The 17,300-nt window shown below is 46.8% G+C and carries 17 protein-coding genes; 5 read left to right on the top strand and 12 right to left on the bottom strand.

Going from position 1 to position 17,300, the window contains the following annotated elements:
* Positions 1 to 40: 40 nt before the first annotated feature.
* The 11 genes from N7U62_RS14465 to N7U62_RS14415 all read right to left on the bottom strand — a co-directional run bounded on the left by N7U62_RS14465 (position 41) and on the right by N7U62_RS14415 (position 11,094).
* Positions 41 to 1,120, bottom strand: coding sequence for a DUF8744 domain-containing protein (locus tag N7U62_RS14465; RefSeq protein ID WP_264138700.1), 1,080 nt, complete (start codon positions 1,118 to 1,120; stop codon positions 41 to 43).
* Positions 1,117 to 2,316: a hypothetical protein gene (locus tag N7U62_RS14460; RefSeq protein WP_264138699.1), complete on the bottom strand. Its 1,200-nt coding sequence runs from the start codon at positions 2,314 to 2,316 to the stop codon at positions 1,117 to 1,119. Before N7U62_RS14460 ends, N7U62_RS14465 begins: the two co-directional genes overlap by 4 nt.
* 12 nt (positions 2,317 to 2,328) lie before the next feature.
* A complete protein-coding gene (locus N7U62_RS14455) occupies positions 2,329 to 3,111 on the bottom strand; it encodes an ABC transporter permease (protein WP_264138698.1) in 783 nt (260 codons plus the stop codon).
* Positions 3,108 to 3,806: an ABC transporter ATP-binding protein gene (locus tag N7U62_RS14450; protein ID WP_264138697.1), complete on the bottom strand. Its 699-nt coding sequence runs from the start codon at positions 3,804 to 3,806 to the stop codon at positions 3,108 to 3,110. Before N7U62_RS14450 ends, N7U62_RS14455 begins: the two co-directional genes overlap by 4 nt.
* Positions 3,803 to 5,038, bottom strand: a complete 1,236-nt coding sequence (locus N7U62_RS14445; RefSeq protein ID WP_264138696.1) for a nitrous oxide reductase family maturation protein NosD — start codon at positions 5,036 to 5,038, stop codon at positions 3,803 to 3,805. The genes N7U62_RS14450 and N7U62_RS14445 overlap by 4 nt, the downstream gene beginning before the upstream one ends.
* Before the next feature lie 12 nt (positions 5,039 to 5,050).
* Positions 5,051 to 6,472, bottom strand: coding sequence for a nitrous oxide reductase accessory protein NosL (locus N7U62_RS14440; RefSeq protein WP_264138695.1), 1,422 nt, complete (start codon positions 6,470 to 6,472; stop codon positions 5,051 to 5,053).
* A gap of 11 nt (positions 6,473 to 6,483) precedes the next feature.
* Positions 6,484 to 7,506: a nitrous oxide reductase accessory protein NosL gene (locus N7U62_RS14435; protein ID WP_264138694.1), complete on the bottom strand. Its 1,023-nt coding sequence runs from the start codon at positions 7,504 to 7,506 to the stop codon at positions 6,484 to 6,486.
* 69 nt (positions 7,507 to 7,575) lie between these two features.
* On the bottom strand, positions 7,576 to 9,534 hold the full coding sequence (nosZ, locus tag N7U62_RS14430; protein ID WP_264138693.1) for a Sec-dependent nitrous-oxide reductase: 1,959 nt from the start codon (positions 9,532 to 9,534) through the stop codon (positions 7,576 to 7,578).
* Between the two features lie 15 nt (positions 9,535 to 9,549).
* Positions 9,550 to 10,125, bottom strand: a complete 576-nt coding sequence (locus N7U62_RS14425; protein ID WP_264138692.1) for a fasciclin domain-containing protein — start codon at positions 10,123 to 10,125, stop codon at positions 9,550 to 9,552.
* A 10-nt stretch (positions 10,126 to 10,135) separates the two neighbouring features.
* Complete coding sequence (locus tag N7U62_RS14420) at positions 10,136 to 10,597, bottom strand: c-type cytochrome (RefSeq protein ID WP_264138691.1); 462 nt, start codon at positions 10,595 to 10,597, stop codon at positions 10,136 to 10,138.
* Positions 10,598 to 10,668: 71 nt separating this feature from the next.
* Complete coding sequence (locus N7U62_RS14415) at positions 10,669 to 11,094, bottom strand: RrF2 family transcriptional regulator (RefSeq protein WP_264138690.1); 426 nt, start codon at positions 11,092 to 11,094, stop codon at positions 10,669 to 10,671.
* A 204-nt stretch (positions 11,095 to 11,298) separates the two neighbouring features.
* Between N7U62_RS14415 and N7U62_RS14410 the strand changes: the two genes are divergently transcribed.
* The 5 genes from N7U62_RS14410 to N7U62_RS14390 all read left to right on the top strand — a co-directional run bounded on the left by N7U62_RS14410 (position 11,299) and on the right by N7U62_RS14390 (position 15,877).
* A complete protein-coding gene (locus N7U62_RS14410) occupies positions 11,299 to 11,676 on the top strand; it encodes a RidA family protein (RefSeq protein WP_264138689.1) in 378 nt (125 codons plus the stop codon).
* 121 nt (positions 11,677 to 11,797) lie between these two features.
* Positions 11,798 to 13,345, top strand: a complete 1,548-nt coding sequence (gene gltX / locus N7U62_RS14405) for a glutamate--tRNA ligase (RefSeq protein WP_264138688.1) — start codon at positions 11,798 to 11,800, stop codon at positions 13,343 to 13,345.
* Complete coding sequence (locus N7U62_RS14400) at positions 13,338 to 13,514, top strand: hypothetical protein (RefSeq protein WP_264138687.1); 177 nt, start codon at positions 13,338 to 13,340, stop codon at positions 13,512 to 13,514. The genes gltX and N7U62_RS14400 overlap by 8 nt, the downstream gene beginning before the upstream one ends.
* 163 nt (positions 13,515 to 13,677) lie before the next feature.
* Positions 13,678 to 14,445 carry a TIGR00266 family protein gene (locus N7U62_RS14395; protein WP_264138686.1) on the top strand — a complete coding sequence of 256 codons (768 nt, stop codon included), beginning with the start codon at positions 13,678 to 13,680 and terminating at the stop codon, positions 14,443 to 14,445.
* A 202-nt stretch (positions 14,446 to 14,647) separates the two neighbouring features.
* Positions 14,648 to 15,877 (top strand): M3 family metallopeptidase, encoded by a 1,230-nt coding sequence (locus tag N7U62_RS14390; RefSeq protein WP_264138685.1) that lies wholly within the window; start codon positions 14,648 to 14,650, stop codon positions 15,875 to 15,877.
* Between the two features lie 335 nt (positions 15,878 to 16,212).
* Here N7U62_RS14390 and N7U62_RS14385 read toward each other — a convergent pair whose 3' ends face one another.
* Entirely contained in the window at positions 16,213 to 17,268 is a 1,056-nt protein-coding gene (locus N7U62_RS14385; protein ID WP_264136247.1) for an IS110 family RNA-guided transposase, read from the bottom strand.
* Positions 17,269 to 17,300 lie beyond the last annotated feature (32 nt).

Here is a 17,300-nt window from a genome sequence, read left to right as displayed (position 1 = left end):
CTTGAGAGAACGGTGAACGGGGTGCCATAAGCAGCCTGTATCAACCCATCGATTGCTTCTCCTGATTTATTGCTCTTTTTCTTTTAATCAATAGCAGAGTCACCACCTGGATCATGAAAAGCAGAATGCACAGGCCATTGGCCAGGCCACCCCATTGTTTCCATGCGGGGATGGATAGCATGGAGCCGAGCAGCCGGATCAGGAGCGAAGCATGAAAAACAGAAATCCAGAGATAGAGGATGGGGTGATAGGGTTTGTAGCTGAGTTTTAAGATCCCGGGTAAAACAAAGGGCGCGTGTGCAAAAATCATAGAGAAGACAAAGCCCAGATAAAAGCTATGAATAAGCACATCGTAGTTGATCGTACCACTGGCATCTAGCCCATAGCTGAGCCCTGATAGGCCCAGCCACACATAGCCTAGCAGCAGACTAACTGCGCTGTAGCGATGAATACCGGGCTTTTTGATAGACTGGCGGATCATGTCGTAGCGCATGAGCCATAGGCTGATCAGCAGTAAAGCCACACCTGCCACATAGTTGCCTCCCAAATGATATGGCAGCATGCAGGCGACAACAAAAGTCCCCAATAGCACGAGCAGAATGGCTCGTTTGCCCTTGCTCACGGGTAAAAACTGCGCCAGCTCTAGTCGTTCGCCGGCAATCGTCAGGAGCAAAAAAGCCATCCACCACAGGATCGAATGGGCATAGGCGCCCATGAGTAGCAAATTCGTATTGCCCAGCAGCCATGCAGCGGCTCCTACCCACATGATTTTGTGTGGGAGGTTGGGCGATTTTTGATGGATCAGATGAAAGACATAGAACAGTCCCAGCGCGCCAAGGATCAAACAGAGAAATGCAGCCTGATGCCAGCCCATGTAGTAAAACAGCAGGCTGCTCACATTGACCAGCGGGAAGGCAAAGAGCCATTTGCGCTGGAGGGTGACGATGCGTTCCATCAGGATCAGCGTGCCCAAAAAACTGCCTGTCATGATGGCTCCATGGTGTAAGAATATTTGATCTACAGGCAGGGCAAAGCCCAGGCGATACCATCCGCTAAAAATACCAGAGAGTAGGGAGGCGACCACCAGGATCATGATGGGGAGGAGGAAACTCTTTTTCATGTTGGTTGATGTTGGGTTTTCATCTGAGTAAAAAGAATCAAAAGCGCCAATAGCTGAGACAGAGCCAGTAAGAAGAGGTACCAGGCAGACGCCCTGATGTAGGGCTGTGCCAGCAGGATCACTTCGCTGAGTAGGAAGCTCCCAAAAAACAAAAGGAGTCCTAAATGGGTCGATCTACTCGGGCGCAAATATCCCTGCAAGTGCAGGTTGAAAAACAAGAACAAGGTGACAAAGCCAATCAATACCATATGCAAATAGGCTATGACTATGTTTCTGGCAAAGGCCAGTTCGACCAGAGCGGGGATGGCAGACAGTGCCTGCAGCACATGCTGAACCAGCAGGGCCAGAGCTCCCGCCAATAAAAGATAGCGAAGGCTTTTAGCCATTTCCATAATCGGCTGTCGGGCCTCCTTGATCACAAAAGCCAGGAGGAATAAAAGCCCGACCAGTTGCAGCATAGCCGCCAGTGCAGCCAGCATGTACCAAGGCATAGCCGGTGTGGTCCATAGGGCGGAGAGCACAAAGGCCGGGAATATGGCAATCAGTTTTAGTTTGAATCCCAGTCTGGCCCATCGGTGCTGGGTGTCTACCCCACGCTGCTCCAGGTGGCGCAGCAGTAACCCGATCAGAGCAAAAGTGAACCAGCCGTTGTACTGAAAGTGCAGGTAGAAATAGATGAGCAGGTAGTACAGGTCGCCCTTCCCCTGGGTAGCCGATACGGGCCCCAGTGCGAATGGTGCCAGGTTGGACAGGATCATCAGGATCAGCGCCCATTGGACAAATAGCTGGGCTGTTTTCTTCTCTCCTTTTCGCATCTCTTTGATGAAAATGATGGCGAAAAACATAGCTGTCACAGCATGTATGGACGAAAACACAATCGACCAAAGGGCATAGCCCATAAAAGGGAAAGTGAAGAGCATACCCAGGTTGGCCCCCTGTAGGATCCAAAAAAGACGCACATAGACGGGTTTGTTTTCATCGCTAGCAAAGGCCGAAAGAATAAAGGCAAAGAGTGCCATGAAGACCCAGCCCAAAAAAGCCATGTGCGAGTGGGCATGCAGGACAAAACCATAGTCGAATCCGGCAAAGGGTCGGTAGAGAAAATACCTGAGCATACAGCCTAGTAGTGCTACGACCAGAAAATTGGCCATGGCTATCTTGAGCCGAATCCCTGTCGATTTGATTGCTAGATCCATTTTTATCCGAGACTAAAAATCCTTTCTTCGGGCTACTTTTATCAACAGCGCAACTGGCAAAAGCACCCAGACCAACAATAGTGAAAAGGAGAAGAATAAGCCAGCACCCGTGCCAAAAAAACGCTGAAACAAAGCCCCGGTATAACCCAGCAAGGCGGAAATGTCCAATTTGAGAATAATCAGGATCCGAGACAGGTCTACCGGATTGAGAAAACTGGCCACCAGCGCAAATTTGTCCAGTGGGTAATCCTCAAATACCATCATCGACAGTAGGATCAGTCCATCGTATATCACCGCAAAAAACAGCCACATCAGGATGGCAAAGCCAAAGCCTTTGATCTTGTTGGTATTGGCCAGGGCGATGTTGATCGACAGTGCCACGAATATGAAAGTCAGAAATGTGCCGGATATCAGGAGCAAAATGAAATTGAATATCTCCGTGGACCGAAACAGTCCATAGGCCAGAAAGGGAATCCCCAGTCCGATGATCAAGCTGAGTGATAGCGAGAGGGAGATACCGAGATACTGCCCAAAAAACACTTTGGTACGCTGAACGGGCTGTGCGAGCAGCAGCTCCGTAAACTCACGAGAATTGTAAAAGTACATGACGCCAAAGATGGTACCGATCATAGGTGTCAGCACCACGATCACATTCATCATGGTGATGATGGCCTTGGACAGGTCATGGTTTAGAAACAATAGTACAAACCCCAATAGGAGGTAAAACGCCAGATAGATGTAGCTCCATCTGCTTCGGATCAAATCCGAGAAACTGTATTTTAATATCTTGATCATGGCTCTAATATGGCTGCAATTGAATGTTCGAGATCTCTGGTTTCCGTTTTGGACTGGAGGTCAGAGAGCGTCCCTTGAAAATAAATCTTGCCTTCTAGCAAGAAGATGACTTCATCGGCCAGTTCTTCTACGAGGCTCATGATATGCGAAGTAATCAGTATCATTTTGCCTTGATTTTTGGCCTGATGCAAGAGGTCCTTTAGCTTGATCAACGATACGGGGTCCAGACCTGCCGTAGGCTCATCCAGCACCACCACTGGTGTGTCAAACATAAAGGTGAGCACGATGTTGACCTTTTGTCGGGTACCTCCCGATAGGTCTCCCAGCTTTTTGTCCATGAACTTGTCGAGCTTGAAGAGCTCGATCAGAGGTTCGGGATGCGCTGGCTCCTCGCGGATGTCCATGATCATATGGATGATTTCTCTGACTTTGAGATTGTCAGGAAAGCGCGCAATCTGCGGCAGGTATCCGATGTGTTTACGGTAGGCGTGCGATTGCAGGATGGGCTGGTCCTGATAGTAGATTTCTCCACTGTCTGGCAGCACCATGCCTAGCAAGATCTTCAAAAAGGTGGTTTTCCCCGATCCATTGGGTCCCAATACAGCGAAGATCCCACCTTTTTTTAAATCAAAACTTATCTTATCCAGCACCTGGAGTGACCCAAAGGCTTTGCTTATGTTTTTTACTGCTATCATTTGTGTTTGTTCATAGAAGGTGAATGATCCACCAGATCGTCTGGTGTGAAGGCAGGAGATACTTTTTCTGAAAAGTTGATCAGATCCACAAAAAGGCTCCTGAGTAGTACGATGGTTTCAGGTGTTTTATTAACCACGTAGGAAAACAGCTTGACAGGTCTGTAGGGGACATCCCCCTGACCATTTTGGTCCAGATCATATCCGCTGTACTCGCTCCAGAAATTGCCGTTGAATGTGTTGTCGTTCATCTTCGAGTTGTAGGAGATGTCAAAGGAATTTCCGAGGAAGTTGTTGCTCGAGAAGTGGTTGGCATAGCACCCGCCGGAGACCTTGATGGCCCATCCATTTTGTATGAAGGTATTCAGGCGGTAGTTGATACGAGACGACCCGTCTATAAAGATCCCGAGGGTGTTTTCTTCGAATCGGTTGCCGATCACCTCTCCATCATAGATCTCTTTGAGCAAAAGCCCATAGGAGGCGGTGCCCCAGTTTTCGATGAAGTGATTTTCTCGCATCACGATCCATTTAGAAAACATTACTGCCACTCCAGCGCCGTTGCTTTCGAAGGTGTTGAGGCTGTACTCGTCGTGATTAGAAAACATGAAGTGCAAGCCATAGCGCACATTGTGGTGGGTGTAGTTGTCTGCCACACTGCTGCTATCCACAAATTCCAGATAGACCCCATCGCGCATCCCCAGTACTTCGTTGCGGCTGATGCTGGCCTTTTTGCAATGCCATAGATGGATGCCGTTGCCCGACTGATCTTCGCGGGTGGCTGTTCCCACTACTTTGTTTTCTGCTATTTTTATCTCTCTGGATTTTTCTACCAGGATACCAAAAAAGGATTGACTGATGTGATTGTCCGTAATCTGAGAACCTTTGGAGCCACTGACGTAAAGAGCGGAATAGTCTTTGGTATAGCTCCTACCGGAGTTGATGATAGAAAATCCCGATACGCGGATGCTGTCAGCCAGGAGCTTTAGGACATAGCTTTTTCCTCCCCCATCCAGTGTGGGTCTTTGTTCGCCCAGGAGTATGAGGGGTTTGGTGATCGCGAGATTTTCGCAATCGTATATCCCCGGCTGTACACGTATGGTGTCGCCCGCTTGTGCTGCCTCTACCGCTGACCGAATGCTGTTGAGTGTACACCCTTGGCAAACGGTCAGCTCAGAAGCCTGACTATCTAATAACAATAGCCAGAAACACAACCCTATGATTAATCTTAGTTTCATGACGCTGAGGAATTATAGCAAATAGCGAAGGCCTGCCTGGCCTGATAACCCGGCTTGCATTTGGATTCCTTCGACGTGTCGGTATACAGGCATTCCGATCTCAAGACCCAGTTTTACGTTCTTCCAAAAATCAGACTTGGGAAAAGAAAGGTTGGTGCCTATATAAGTCATGACCTGCTGATAGCCATAATTGATAGGGTTGGCTGCAGGTGCCATCATGGGATTCAAGTCTTCGTCCTGGCCTTGGATTCCTTGCTGCAGTGCGAATTGTGCACGTGCCAGCACTGCCAACCAGGGTGTCGCTCCATAGCCATACCAGGTGTTGATTTGATACAAGTGACCCAGTCGGTAGCCTTCCTTGTTTTGTCCTGTGCGAAAGAGCAGGAGGGGTTGTACGCCCCAGCTGGACTTCTCGAAAGTTCTTTTGTACGTGCTGCCCAGACTGATGTCTATCGTGCCTGACCCGAGCTGCATGGCATAGGGCAGTTTCATTTCCTTGGACATCGGTGTGTCGTCGTTTTGTTGGATGCTGCCCTGAGGAAGGTTTAGCCCCAGGTTGAGATGAAAGGAATTTCTCTCATGGCTCAGCGCACTGTAGAGCGCAGAGATATTCAGGTCGCCCAGTCCTCTGCTTTGGGTTTGGTAGGCCATGGTCGTGTGATGCGTTTGTCCTCCCATTTCCATCTGTTGTGGCATGTTCATGTCCATACTTTGAAGGACGAAGGATTGCATCAAGCCCAGCGTGAGGCGGTTGGTAGGTGCGTACATGATACCCAGCATGTACATCTCCATGCGCATGTGCTGGGGAGCAGCCATGTATTGCTGGTAGATGTCGTCGTTGCTGATAGGATCAGCACCCGATTGATTGCCATCCATGGCCATGTTCATGTAGCGGAGGCTTAGCATCCAGCCGCCCTGGTGGTGCACGTGATCTCCCATGATACCTATGGATGCATAGGCATCCGATCGGTCGTGGTTGTGCTCTGGGTGATGGATGGCTCCAAAGTTGCTGCCCTCGAAAAGCTGCTTCAATTCAGTCCAGCTATAGGTTTTGCCTCCTTTTTCCTTGTGGACTCTGCTGGCCGTTTTGCTATCCGGGTAGGCCGAGAGATAGGCGCCCATTGGACTGGGTATCGCTTTGCTTTTCAGATAGGTGGCATTTTGGCTCTCGATCCATTGTCCCGACTGGGAATAGTCCGCTACCAGTAGCTGAGAGTAGTCTTCTTCCCTCTTTGGTTTGAGGTAGTTGATCAGGCATTCAATCGCATCAAATTGGAGCTGTTCTCCATCGGGGAGAATCGCTACAGCAGCGAACGACTGCTCCTTGATCAGCATATTGCAATGCTTGCAAGTGTCGTGATTGGTTTTGATTTCTTGCGCCATTACCAGTGTAAAAGCCAAGAGGCTGATGAGTAGAAGGTATATTTTTTTCATGGTAGTGAGCGTTAATTCGTGTTTTTGATTTCCTGGATGAGCTGGGGCCAATCCAGCGATTTTCCACCAACAGAATCGTGTGTTTCCGTTCTGTCGTCTTCGGTGGCAAATGCTGTGAGATGGGCTCCCATCGGGCTGGGTATTGCCTCGCTGATCAGGTAGCTGGCTTGATGTGCATCGGTCAGTTGACCGGGCGATGCATAGTCGGCGACCAGAAAGTATTTTACATCAGGACGATCCCACTGTAGATAGTCCTGCACCATGCATTCTATAGCGTCATACTTATAGTTGCGTCCCTTGATAGTGACCAGCTGGGCGGCATGCTGCTGATCCACTATGGTCATTCGGCAAAAGTCACATGCATCCTGACTGTAGTGTATGGGCTCTGGTTTGACCTCACAAGAGGAGGCGAGCAGCCCCAGGAGTGGGAGTATAAAAAAAACAGTCGCGGGTTTTATTTCCTTTTTCCCTTGAGCAAAGGCCATGAGGCTGAGCACCATACCGGCAGCCATCAGGTAAGCACCTATGCGGGGCATGGAGATGGCTCTGAAATTTAATATGGTTTTGGCACCAATCAGGGGTGGTTGGTAGGACATGGGGTTGCCTTCATCGTCGGTAAATTTGATGGGGGCATTTTGGTTGAGGTCATGTCCATAGTCGTACTCCCAGGCGTAAAAGTCGTACATGGCTACCGTAGCAAAGGCCATCATCAGCACGAACCAGAGCAGGTAGAGTTTACGTTTCCCCACAAAGGCAAACACCAATCCCAACACGAGCAAACTCCCAATCGCATAAGGAAAAATGCTGAACTCAGGAATCACTTCAGGTATGGCTTTCATACCTACATAGTGGTTCATGATATTAATGTTCTTGATGTCATTGTCGTTGGCTCCTACAAACTTGTTGATGTAGATGTTCATTCCGATCGAGTCGGGGTATTGTGGAGCCTCCAGTGTGATATTCCAAAGGGGCAATACAAACAATCCACCAAGTAATACTGCCGCTAGCAGCATATATATCTTAGATCGTTTCATAATCTTTCGTTTTTAGGGTTGAAATCACATGGCTGCCCGCAAACACACGGGCAACCATGCTACCTTCTATCATTCGCCATCTAGGCTCCAACTCAATGGAACATCGGCATCTTTGGCAGAGACACGTACATATCCCTGCATTTCCTGGTGTAGCGCTGAGCAAAAGTCTGTACAGTAGAAGGGCCATACTCCTATTTGCTTAGGCTCCCATATGAAAGTTTCTGTCTGTCCTGGCATGATGAGCAACTCTGAGGTATTGGCACCAATCATAGAGATGCCGTGTGGTACGTCATAGTCCTGCTCCAGATTTGTCACGTGGAAATACACTTTGTCTCCGACTTTGACACCCTCGATGTTGTCAGGGGCAAAGTGGCTTCTAATGGTGGTCATGTAGATGTGTACTTCTTTTCCATCACGTTCCACCCGGGTATCTTTCTCGTTTTTCACTGCATGGGGGTGGTGATTCTCTTCCAGTTTGTAGATCTTTTTCTGTCTCGGTTTGATCAGATCGGCAGGGCAGCCTGCAGCGTAGTGGGGCTCTCCGATGGTCGGGAAGTCCAGCAATAGCTCCATTTTGTCTCCTGTGATATCATATAGCTGGGCGGACTGGGTCAGCTCTGGACCTGTCGGCAAGTAGCGGTCTTTGGTGATTTTGTTCATCGCCACTGCGTATTTGCCAAATGGTTTTCTAGAGTTACCTCCTGGGATCATCAAGTGACCTACCGAGTAGTAAGTCGGCTGTCTGTCGAGTACTTCCCACGTTCCTAATTTCCATTTCACTACTTCTGAGGAGATGAAGAATGTGGTATAGCCATTTCCTTTGCCATCGAACTCAGTGTGCAATGGTCCTAAACCTGCTTGCTGCACTACGCCCCCTACGATATCGTCATAGTTGAGGATCGGAATACCATAAGCATCTCCGTCGAATTTTTCATTTTCGATGGCATCCAGCATTTTGGTAAAGGAGTGTGCAGTCAGCGAAGCAGAAAGCTTTCCGCTACCGATGATATATTCTCCAGTAGGATCTACATCACAGCCGTGTGGTGATTTAGGGGTGGGTAGTAAGTATACGAGTCCGGGGTGTTGAGTAGGATCGATCACACGCACTTCTTTTTTCATGGTAGTGGTGGCCATTTGAGTCTCCTCGTCATATACGTTGTGGGCATATGATGTGGGCATGGTTTCGAATGCTCCTTGCTCTATCAGCTCCTGGGCTTTCTTCCAGTTGATCGCTGCGATAAAATCCTTGTCGTTTTGCGAGGCATTTACCTCCAATAAAGTGTTGGCTTCTTCAGTATTGTAGGTAGTGAAGAACATCCAGCCGTGAGACTTGCCTCTACCTGGGTGTGCCAAGTCATAGTTAAAGCCAGGCATCATCACTTGAAAATCCAGATCCATTCTTCCGGTAGTTTCGTCTACTTTGATGAAGGAAATGGCGCCTTTGAATTTTCCTTTGTATTCTGAAATAGATACGTCCTCTTGCGGAACAGGGATGGAAAATCTAGTGCCTGCTACGACATACTCAGTGTTTTCGGTCACGAAAGAAGAACTGTGATTCCCGGCACTGTTGGGTAATTCTATGATCTCGTCAGTTTCGAAAGTTGAGAGGTTAACCCTGGCAATACGTGGCGTATTGTTGCCATTGATAAAGCACCAGCGTCCGTCGATTTCACCGTTGGTCTGCGATAGATCCGGGTGGTGAGCATCGTCCCATGGCACAGGTCCGAAGGATGTGTTGAGCATGGGTTTTGTTTCCTCATTATAACCATAAGCCTTTTCAGGATCTTGAGAAAAAACCGGGATGACCTTGAAAAGCCTACCCGATGGCAGTCCGTAGACTGATAGCTGGCCACTAAAGCCCCCCGAAATAAATGCGTAGAATTCGTCATGCTCGCCAGGAGCTACATAGACTCGCTCGGCGATGTTGTTGCTGAGTGCGCCTCCGTTTTGTTGGGATGGGTTACAGGATGTAACCAAAACCAAAACACCAATAAGTAGTGTGCTAGATAGATATGATAAAATTTTCATCTCGAATCAGTTATGTTATGAATTGGGTAGTATCACTCGATCTACCACTTGAATTATGCCATTGGAAGTAGGGATAGTCGCTAGGATTTTGGCGCCAGCTACTGAGACCTGATCGCCATCGACTACTACTTCCAGATAGTCGCCTGTGGCCATGTAGAGTTTTCTTCCCTTGCGCGATTCCTTTTTCAGCGCTTCCAGATCGTAGGATCCAGGTGCTGCATGCCGAGTCAGTATGTTCGCCAACTGGGCTTTGTTTTCTGGTTTTAGCAAGTTTTCTACCGTTCCTTCTGGCAAGGCTTCAAAAGCTTCATTGACAGGGGCGAAGACGGTGAGAGGGCCTGCATTGACCAGTACGTGTTCGATCTGTGCTGCTTCTACTGCAGCTACCAGCGTACTGTGGTCTTTAGAGCTCACGGCTACCTGCAGTATGTTGCGTTCAGACACATCGTCGGAGACAGAGGCCTGACCTTTGGGGTGGCTCAGCGCAGCTTCTTGCTTCTCACTGCTTTGCTGGTCGGCAGGGGCAGAGCAGGAGGCCATAGCTGTGACTATCACAGCTGCGGCCACTATTTGATTGAGTTTCATTTTCATGACGGATAGATTAAAGGGTTCTGAAATATTCCAGGACTGCTCTGGCTTCCTCTTCCTTGAGGTTTTGGTTGGCCATAGGTGAGCCATTGAAGTCCATGATGAGTTTTTTCGCAATTGGATCTTCCTGAACCATTTTGTCTGGCACCAGGATCATGTTCATCACCCAGGCGGGATTCCTTCTGGAAAGAATGTCCTTTGGTGATGGACCAATGAATTTTTTGTTCGTTTTGTGACAGGCTGTGCATTTTGCCTCGAAAATTTCCTGTCCATGAGTAGCGAGCTCTTGATCTACTGACGCTGGAAGCGTAAACGCCTCTACCGGACCCACTCCATTGTATTCCTGCCAGTTTTCGTAAGGGTCTGCTACGGCTATGCGCGTCTTTTCTCTGATACGCTCAGCCTGACTTTTGCCGCCACCACTACATGCGGTTAAAAAAAGCCCTCCTATGAGAAATAGTGATAAGTATTTCATAATGACCATGTTTAAAATTGAATAGTTATTAAAGATAAAAGGATCAAAAAGTCCTTAATTCAGTTAAATTTTTATAGTTTCAAAAATCGGTTGCCTTCTATTATGCCTCCTTTCAAATCGTTGAGTTGGGTATAGGTCAGCACTTGATTGAGTTGGTCACGTACGCTTTTGTACTTATCATGTACTGGGCAGGGGTGGCTCGACGAGCATTCCTTCAGCCCCAACACGCAGTTGGTTACAATCCCCTTTCCGTCTATGGCGCTCACCACTTCCAAAAGGGTGATGGGTTTTTTGCTCAGCTTGAATCCCCCTGCAGGACCTCTGTGAGATTCTAATAAATCTGCACGAACGAGCTGCTGTAGGATTTTAGCTGTATATGCTTCAGGTGAACCTATCGCCTGTGATATGTCCCTCAATCCGGCCAGTTTTTCCTCCTCCTGCACACAGCAGAGATGGATCATTATTTTGATGGCATATTCACAGGCTTTAGAAAACATCCTTCTTTGTTTTTGTCAAAGTTAAGCACGATTTTTATTTCGGATCAATTTGTCCGAAATAAAAATATATGATTATCGTCAGTATTAATTCTGATCAACATATAAAGACAATGGAGAGCCAGGGAAAACTAGGGCTCTCAAATGGTGCTTTGTGATTTTTCGTTTTTAACTTCACGTTTTTGCCAAATCAATATCAGATAGACCATGAAAAAGATCATTAACTCCACCAACGCACCAGCCCCAATTGGCCCATATAGTCAGGCAACCTATGCAGAGCATACCTTGTATGTATCGGGTCAGATTCCTTTAGACCCAGCCACGGGAGAGCTGGTGATGGGTAGCATCGAGGAGGAAACTCACCAAGTGATGAAGAACCTACTGGCGATACTCAGAGAGGCAGGTGGGGACTTTGCCAATGTACTTAAGTGCAGCATCTTCGTGACCAATATGGAAGATTTTGCCAGGATCAATGAGGTCTATGGCGAATATTTCAAACAGGAACCGCCCGCACGTGAGACCGTGGAGGTAAGTGCTCTGCCCAAGGGAGTGAACGTAGAAATCTCCTGCATTGCGATCATATAATTAATACTTATCGGAAAATAGGTAATAAGAATCTAAGCTTATTACCATATTCAATCAGAAATATTGATTTTTGCGCTACCGGATTTGATCCGGTATTTTTTTAATCCGAAACAAAGAGATAATGAGTCAAGAAGTAAGAGTAAGATTTGCTCCTAGCCCGACGGGTGTGTTACATATAGGTGGTGTACGTACGGCCTTGTACAATTACCTGTTTGCCAAAAAACATGGAGGTAAATTTTTGCTTAGGATAGAGGATACGGATCAGTCGCGATTCGTGGCAGGAGCGGAGCAATATATCAAGGATTCTCTGGCCTGGTGCGGTATCATACCAGACGAAGGTCCTGATCAGGGAGGAGAGTATGGCCCTTACAAACAATCGGATAGAAAGACACTTTACAAGCAATATGTAGATCAGTTGCTCGACGAGGGAAAGGCCTATTATGCCTTTGACACGCCGGAAGAACTGGATCAGATGCGTGAAGAATTGAAAGCAGCGAAGGCCAATTCGCTCAACTACAATTCGATCACCAGAAATAACATGAAGAACTCTTTGACACTCTCAGAAGAGGAGGTCAAGGCCAAACTAGATGCTGGTGAGCCCTATGTGATTCGTATCAAAGTGCCATCGAAAGAAGACGTTCGTCTGAAGGACATGGTGCGTGGCTGGGTCAATGTGCACACTTCTACCATGGACGACAAGGTGCTGATGAAGTCTGACGGTATGCCTACTTATCACCTGGCCAATGTGGTAGATGACCACCTGATGAAGATCACCCACGTCATCCGCGGGGAAGAGTGGTTGCCCTCTGCACCACTGCACGTGCTGTTGTATCAGTACCTGGGATGGGAAGACGAAATTCCAGAATTTGCACATTTGCCTTTGCTGCTGAAGCCTGATGGCAATGGCAAACTGAGCAAAAGAGATGCAGCCAAGCATGGTTTCCCGATTTTTCCATTGGCCTGGACTGGAGAGGGAGAAGATGCCGAGCTGAAAGGCTTCAAAGAAGAAGGCTATCTGGCAGAGGCTTTCGTGAACTTCCTGGCTTTTCTGGGATGGAACCCGGGCACGGAGGAAGAGATTTTCTCACTCAAGGAATTGATCGATAGATTCACGATTGAGCGCATCACTAAGTCAGGTGCTAAGTTTGACATTCAGAAGGCCATCTGGTACAACCAGCAATACATCCGCAAAATGCCGATTGAAGATTTGGGTACAGCTTTACTGGAGCAGGCTCATGCCAAGGAGATCGACTGCAGCGAAACGGATGCTTTCCGCATTGCGGATCAATTGAGAGAGCGAATTGATTTTATCCCACAGTTGCTGGAGAGAGGCAAGTTCTTTTTCGAGGCGCCTACTGATTATGATGACAAGGTGGTTCGCAAGAAGTGGAAAGAAACTGCTCAGGTCGTGTTGCCTGCTTTTGCCGATCATTTGGAGACCGCTGGTGACCTGGATGCAGAGGGTGTGCAGGCAGCTTTCGAAACAGTGCTAGAAGCGCATGAAGCGAAAGCAGGTATGGTCATGCAGATCTTACGTGTGGCTGTCACGGGTGAAGCAGGTGGGCCGGATCTCATGAAGATCATGGAGGTGCTCGGAACAAAGGAGGTAGCAAGCCGTATAAAAAAGGCATGTGAGACCTTTGATGAGATGAGCTCCCAAAATGACTAAGAAAAAGAAAAAAGACGAACCGAAAGTAAACAAGCAGCTAGAGGGCTTCAAGATGGAGATCAATAGCTTTGGTGAGATCCAAAGCACGATGGACATAGACAAGCTCAACGACTTTCTCAACGAGAATGTAGAGGATAAGAAGCTGAAGGATCGGGACGATCAAAAATAATAGCAGTGGCCTCAAGGCAACCGAACTTACCAAGATTTTTGAATCGAGTTGTAAGTTTTTAGATTTCTGTCCTACTAATGATGTGACAGATCTGATCATGGTTGGTTTGAGGCCATTTTTATTTTTGTCAATTCTAATTTTTATTCATCTATCCTAAGAAACCATGAGAAGTCACGAAATAGACTATGAAATCAAAGGCGAAAGCATTCAAATCGTAGAAGTAGAATTGGATCCGTCGGAAACCGTCATCGCAGAGGCAGGTGCCATGCTTTATATGGAAGACGGGATCAATTTTGAAACGAAGATGGGTGATGGCTCTGATCCACAGCAGGGCTTTTTGGGCAAATTGATGTCGGCTGGTTCGCGCATGCTTACGGGAGAGTCGCTCTTCATGACGCATTTTACCAATCAGGGTTCAAGAAAAAGAAAGGTGGCGTTTTCGGCACCTTATCCTGGTACAGTGATTCCAATCGATCTACAAAAATCTCACAATCAAGAGCTGGTGGTTCAGAAGGATGGTTTCTTATGTGCAGCACTTGGGACGAAAGTTTCTATCATGCTGAATAAGAAAATAGGTTCCGGTTTGATCGGGGGAGAAGGTTTTATCCTGCAAAAACTGCAAGGCGATGGCATGGCTTTCGTGCATGCTGGAGGTACAGTAATCGAGCGCGAGCTCAACAACGAAACTTTGAGAATAGATACTGGTTGTGTCGTGGCTTTCGAATCTACATTGGATTTTGATATTCAGTCGGCGGGAGGTCTTCGTTCGATGGTGTTTGGTGGGGAAGGATTATTTCTGGCTACCATCAGAGGTACTGGCAAGGTTTGGTTGCAGTCTATGCCTATCCGCAAGCTGATCCAGGCGATCGCCCCATATGGTCGCAATGCTAAGAAAGAAGCCAGCTCGATACTCGGGGATTTTTTAGAGTAAAAGGACATTACTAATTAAGAAAGGGTTTGATTTTTCAAAGGTCAGGCCCTTTTTTATATACCCATATTCCCTTCCATACACCATCTAAACCTGATGTTTTGGGGGACTAACCGCTCACAGCATTTCTCTTTACTATTCTCTATTGCAATTATACTTTTAGGCTGACTTTGAAAGTCTTTCGATTAGCTAAATAGAAATTCATATGAGAAACATTAATCCTAAAACGAAACAATTATTCTTCATCTTGATGACATTGCTGGCCGTGTTTGGTTGCAAACAAGAAAAAGAAGAGACCTCCATAGATAATTTGCTCCTAGAAGAATGGACAGGTCCTTATGGTGGCGTTCCTGCCTTTGATAAGATGAAGGTAGAAGATGTGAAACCAGCTATGTTGCGAGGCATGGGTCTGGAGTTGGCAGATGTTGAGGCGATAGCTTCCAATCCAGAAGCGCCTAATTTTGAAAACACCATTGCTGAACTGGAGCGTGCTGGAGCTGAACTGGATAGAGCTTATGAATATTATGGGATATTCAGTAGTAATATGTCCACGCCTGAATTCAGAGAGGTGCGAAAGGAACTTGCTCCCATTATTTCTGAGTTTAGATCAAAAATCACTCAGAACGATGCCTTGTTTCAGCGTATCAAAGAGGTGTATGAAGCTTCTTTGGAGAAACCTCTTCCAGCTGCAGAGCAACGAGTGGTAGAATTGACCTACAGGAGATTTGCGATGAATGGAGCAGAACTAGACAGTGCCAAAAAGCAGCGCTATGCTGAGATCAACAAATCGCTTTCTAGTTTATATACCCAGTTTTCTAATAACGTTTTGCATGATGAGGAGAATTATGTGACTTATCTGACAGAAGACCAGTTGGGTGGTTTGCCAGAAGGCTACATTAGTTCAGCTGCTAAAATAGCTGCGGACAAAGGACAGGAGGGGAAATATGCGGTAATCAATACCCGATCTTCGATGGATCCTTTTTTGACCTACTCCACCGAAAGAGCCCTTCGTAAACTGGTTTGGACTAATTATTATTCTAGAGGCGACAATGGGGATGAATATGATAACAATTCATTGATTGCCGAGATACTCAGGTTGAGAAGAGAGCGGGTAAAACTGCTGGGCTACTCTAATTATGCGGAATGGAGACTACAGGATCGAATGGCCAAAACGCCTGAAAATGCCATGGCTTTGATGGAGGCGGTATGGCCAGCTGCTATTGCCAGAGTAGAAGAAGAGGTAGCTGATATGCAAGCCATCGCCGACAAAAATGGAGACGATATTACCATTGAACCCTGGGATTATCGATACTATGCCGAGAAGGTTAGAAAAGAAAAGTACGACCTGGATTCGGATGAGGTCAAACAATATTTGCAGTTGGACAAGCTAACAGAAGCTTCCATGAATAACCCTCTGCAGCATAAATTTAGTTAAACTTCTTCATAATGTTTCTTTTGGCCGTTTTGGAATCGAATCTTTGATCCAATAGGTGGATGAAAGTAAGTCAAGGATGGCCATAATTCTCCTGTGTGGGCTCTGATGTAGCTCCCACTCCTTTACTTACTTTTAGCTGCCTATTAACTTTGACCGAGATTCAAAAACAACCCATGCTTCCATTAGTGGTACCGTTAAAGTCCACAGTTTCCCGTCAGATGTTTAAAAATGGCACCCCGCCCCATACTAAGATAGTGTTCGGGACACAGCGAGTGTTAAGAGGTCAGGGTGCTCAACTGTCGTTAGGGGCTGATTTTAAGTCTTTGGTCTTTTTACTATTTTACTAATCCTATCTCATATTCTTCTCCTGTTTTGAGTACATGATATATCCTTGAGACCAGTTTCCTGGCTATAATTACTATTGATCTTTTCTTGGTATGCGACTTGGTTAGTTCCTCGTATCTCATCAACATAGCGGGATCTTTCTGCACACAACTCCAGGCACATTCGATCAATGCACTACGCAGGGCTTTGTGCCGGCGGTTAGTCATGTAGCCTTTCACGTCTCTTTCTCCACTGGAATGACTGGTTGGTTTGAGACCAATAAAGCTATTGAAGTGTTTGAAGCTGGGAAAACGATCTATGCTCTCCAGTTCTATGAGTAGTTGTACAGTGGTCAATGGGCCGATCCCAGGGATGCCTCTGAGTAATTTTGCCTGTTGCTTGTACTTAGCTAATCGTTGGATTTTTCTGACCTGTATCGCCACTTTAAGCAAATGACGATATGTAAAATGATAATGCTCCAGCAAGAAGTTGACAGTCAGTTTTGTGTTTTTGGATTCAAACTGAACTTGCGAGATCCAAACCAAGAAGGCTTTGCTCCAATAGGCATTATCAAACTCTGTAGGTATGGGGATCCCCGCAAATAATAATTTGTCTTTGATGCGGTTTTTGATCCTGACCAACTCTGCCCACAATTTCTTGCGGTAACGAAACAGTTGCCTATGACCTTCTACTTCGATACTGGGAACATGAATGCCCCGAAGTAATCCAGCTCTAAGAGCTTTGGCTATCTTTCGACTATCAATTGGGTCGGTTTTTTCGGTGGTTTCCTTGTGAGTGGTGGGGATGTCTGCTGCATTGACTACCAAACAGCGATAGCCATAACTCTCCAAATCTCTACAGATCCAAAACCCAATCTTGCAGGCCTCATAGGCACAGATCACTTTGGCAGTAGGGAAATGCTTGTCGAGGTAGGATTTGAGTGCGATTGGTTCAGGTGGCTGGGTGAAAGTTCGATGGTGAATATGGCCAGCAAAGATGCTAACCGACCAGCTGCGCTTGTGTACGTCCAAGCCAATGAATAAATTGTAAGTGCTTAAATCTTCCATGATATAAATCCTTTGGTTTATACTTCATACGC

The organism is Reichenbachiella ulvae, from assembly GCF_025833875.1.
Taxonomy (GTDB): Bacteria; Bacteroidota; Bacteroidia; order Cytophagales; family Cyclobacteriaceae; genus Reichenbachiella; species Reichenbachiella ulvae.
Note: the sequence above shows the minus strand (reverse complement) of the source record. Positions and strands in the feature narration are given on the sequence as shown.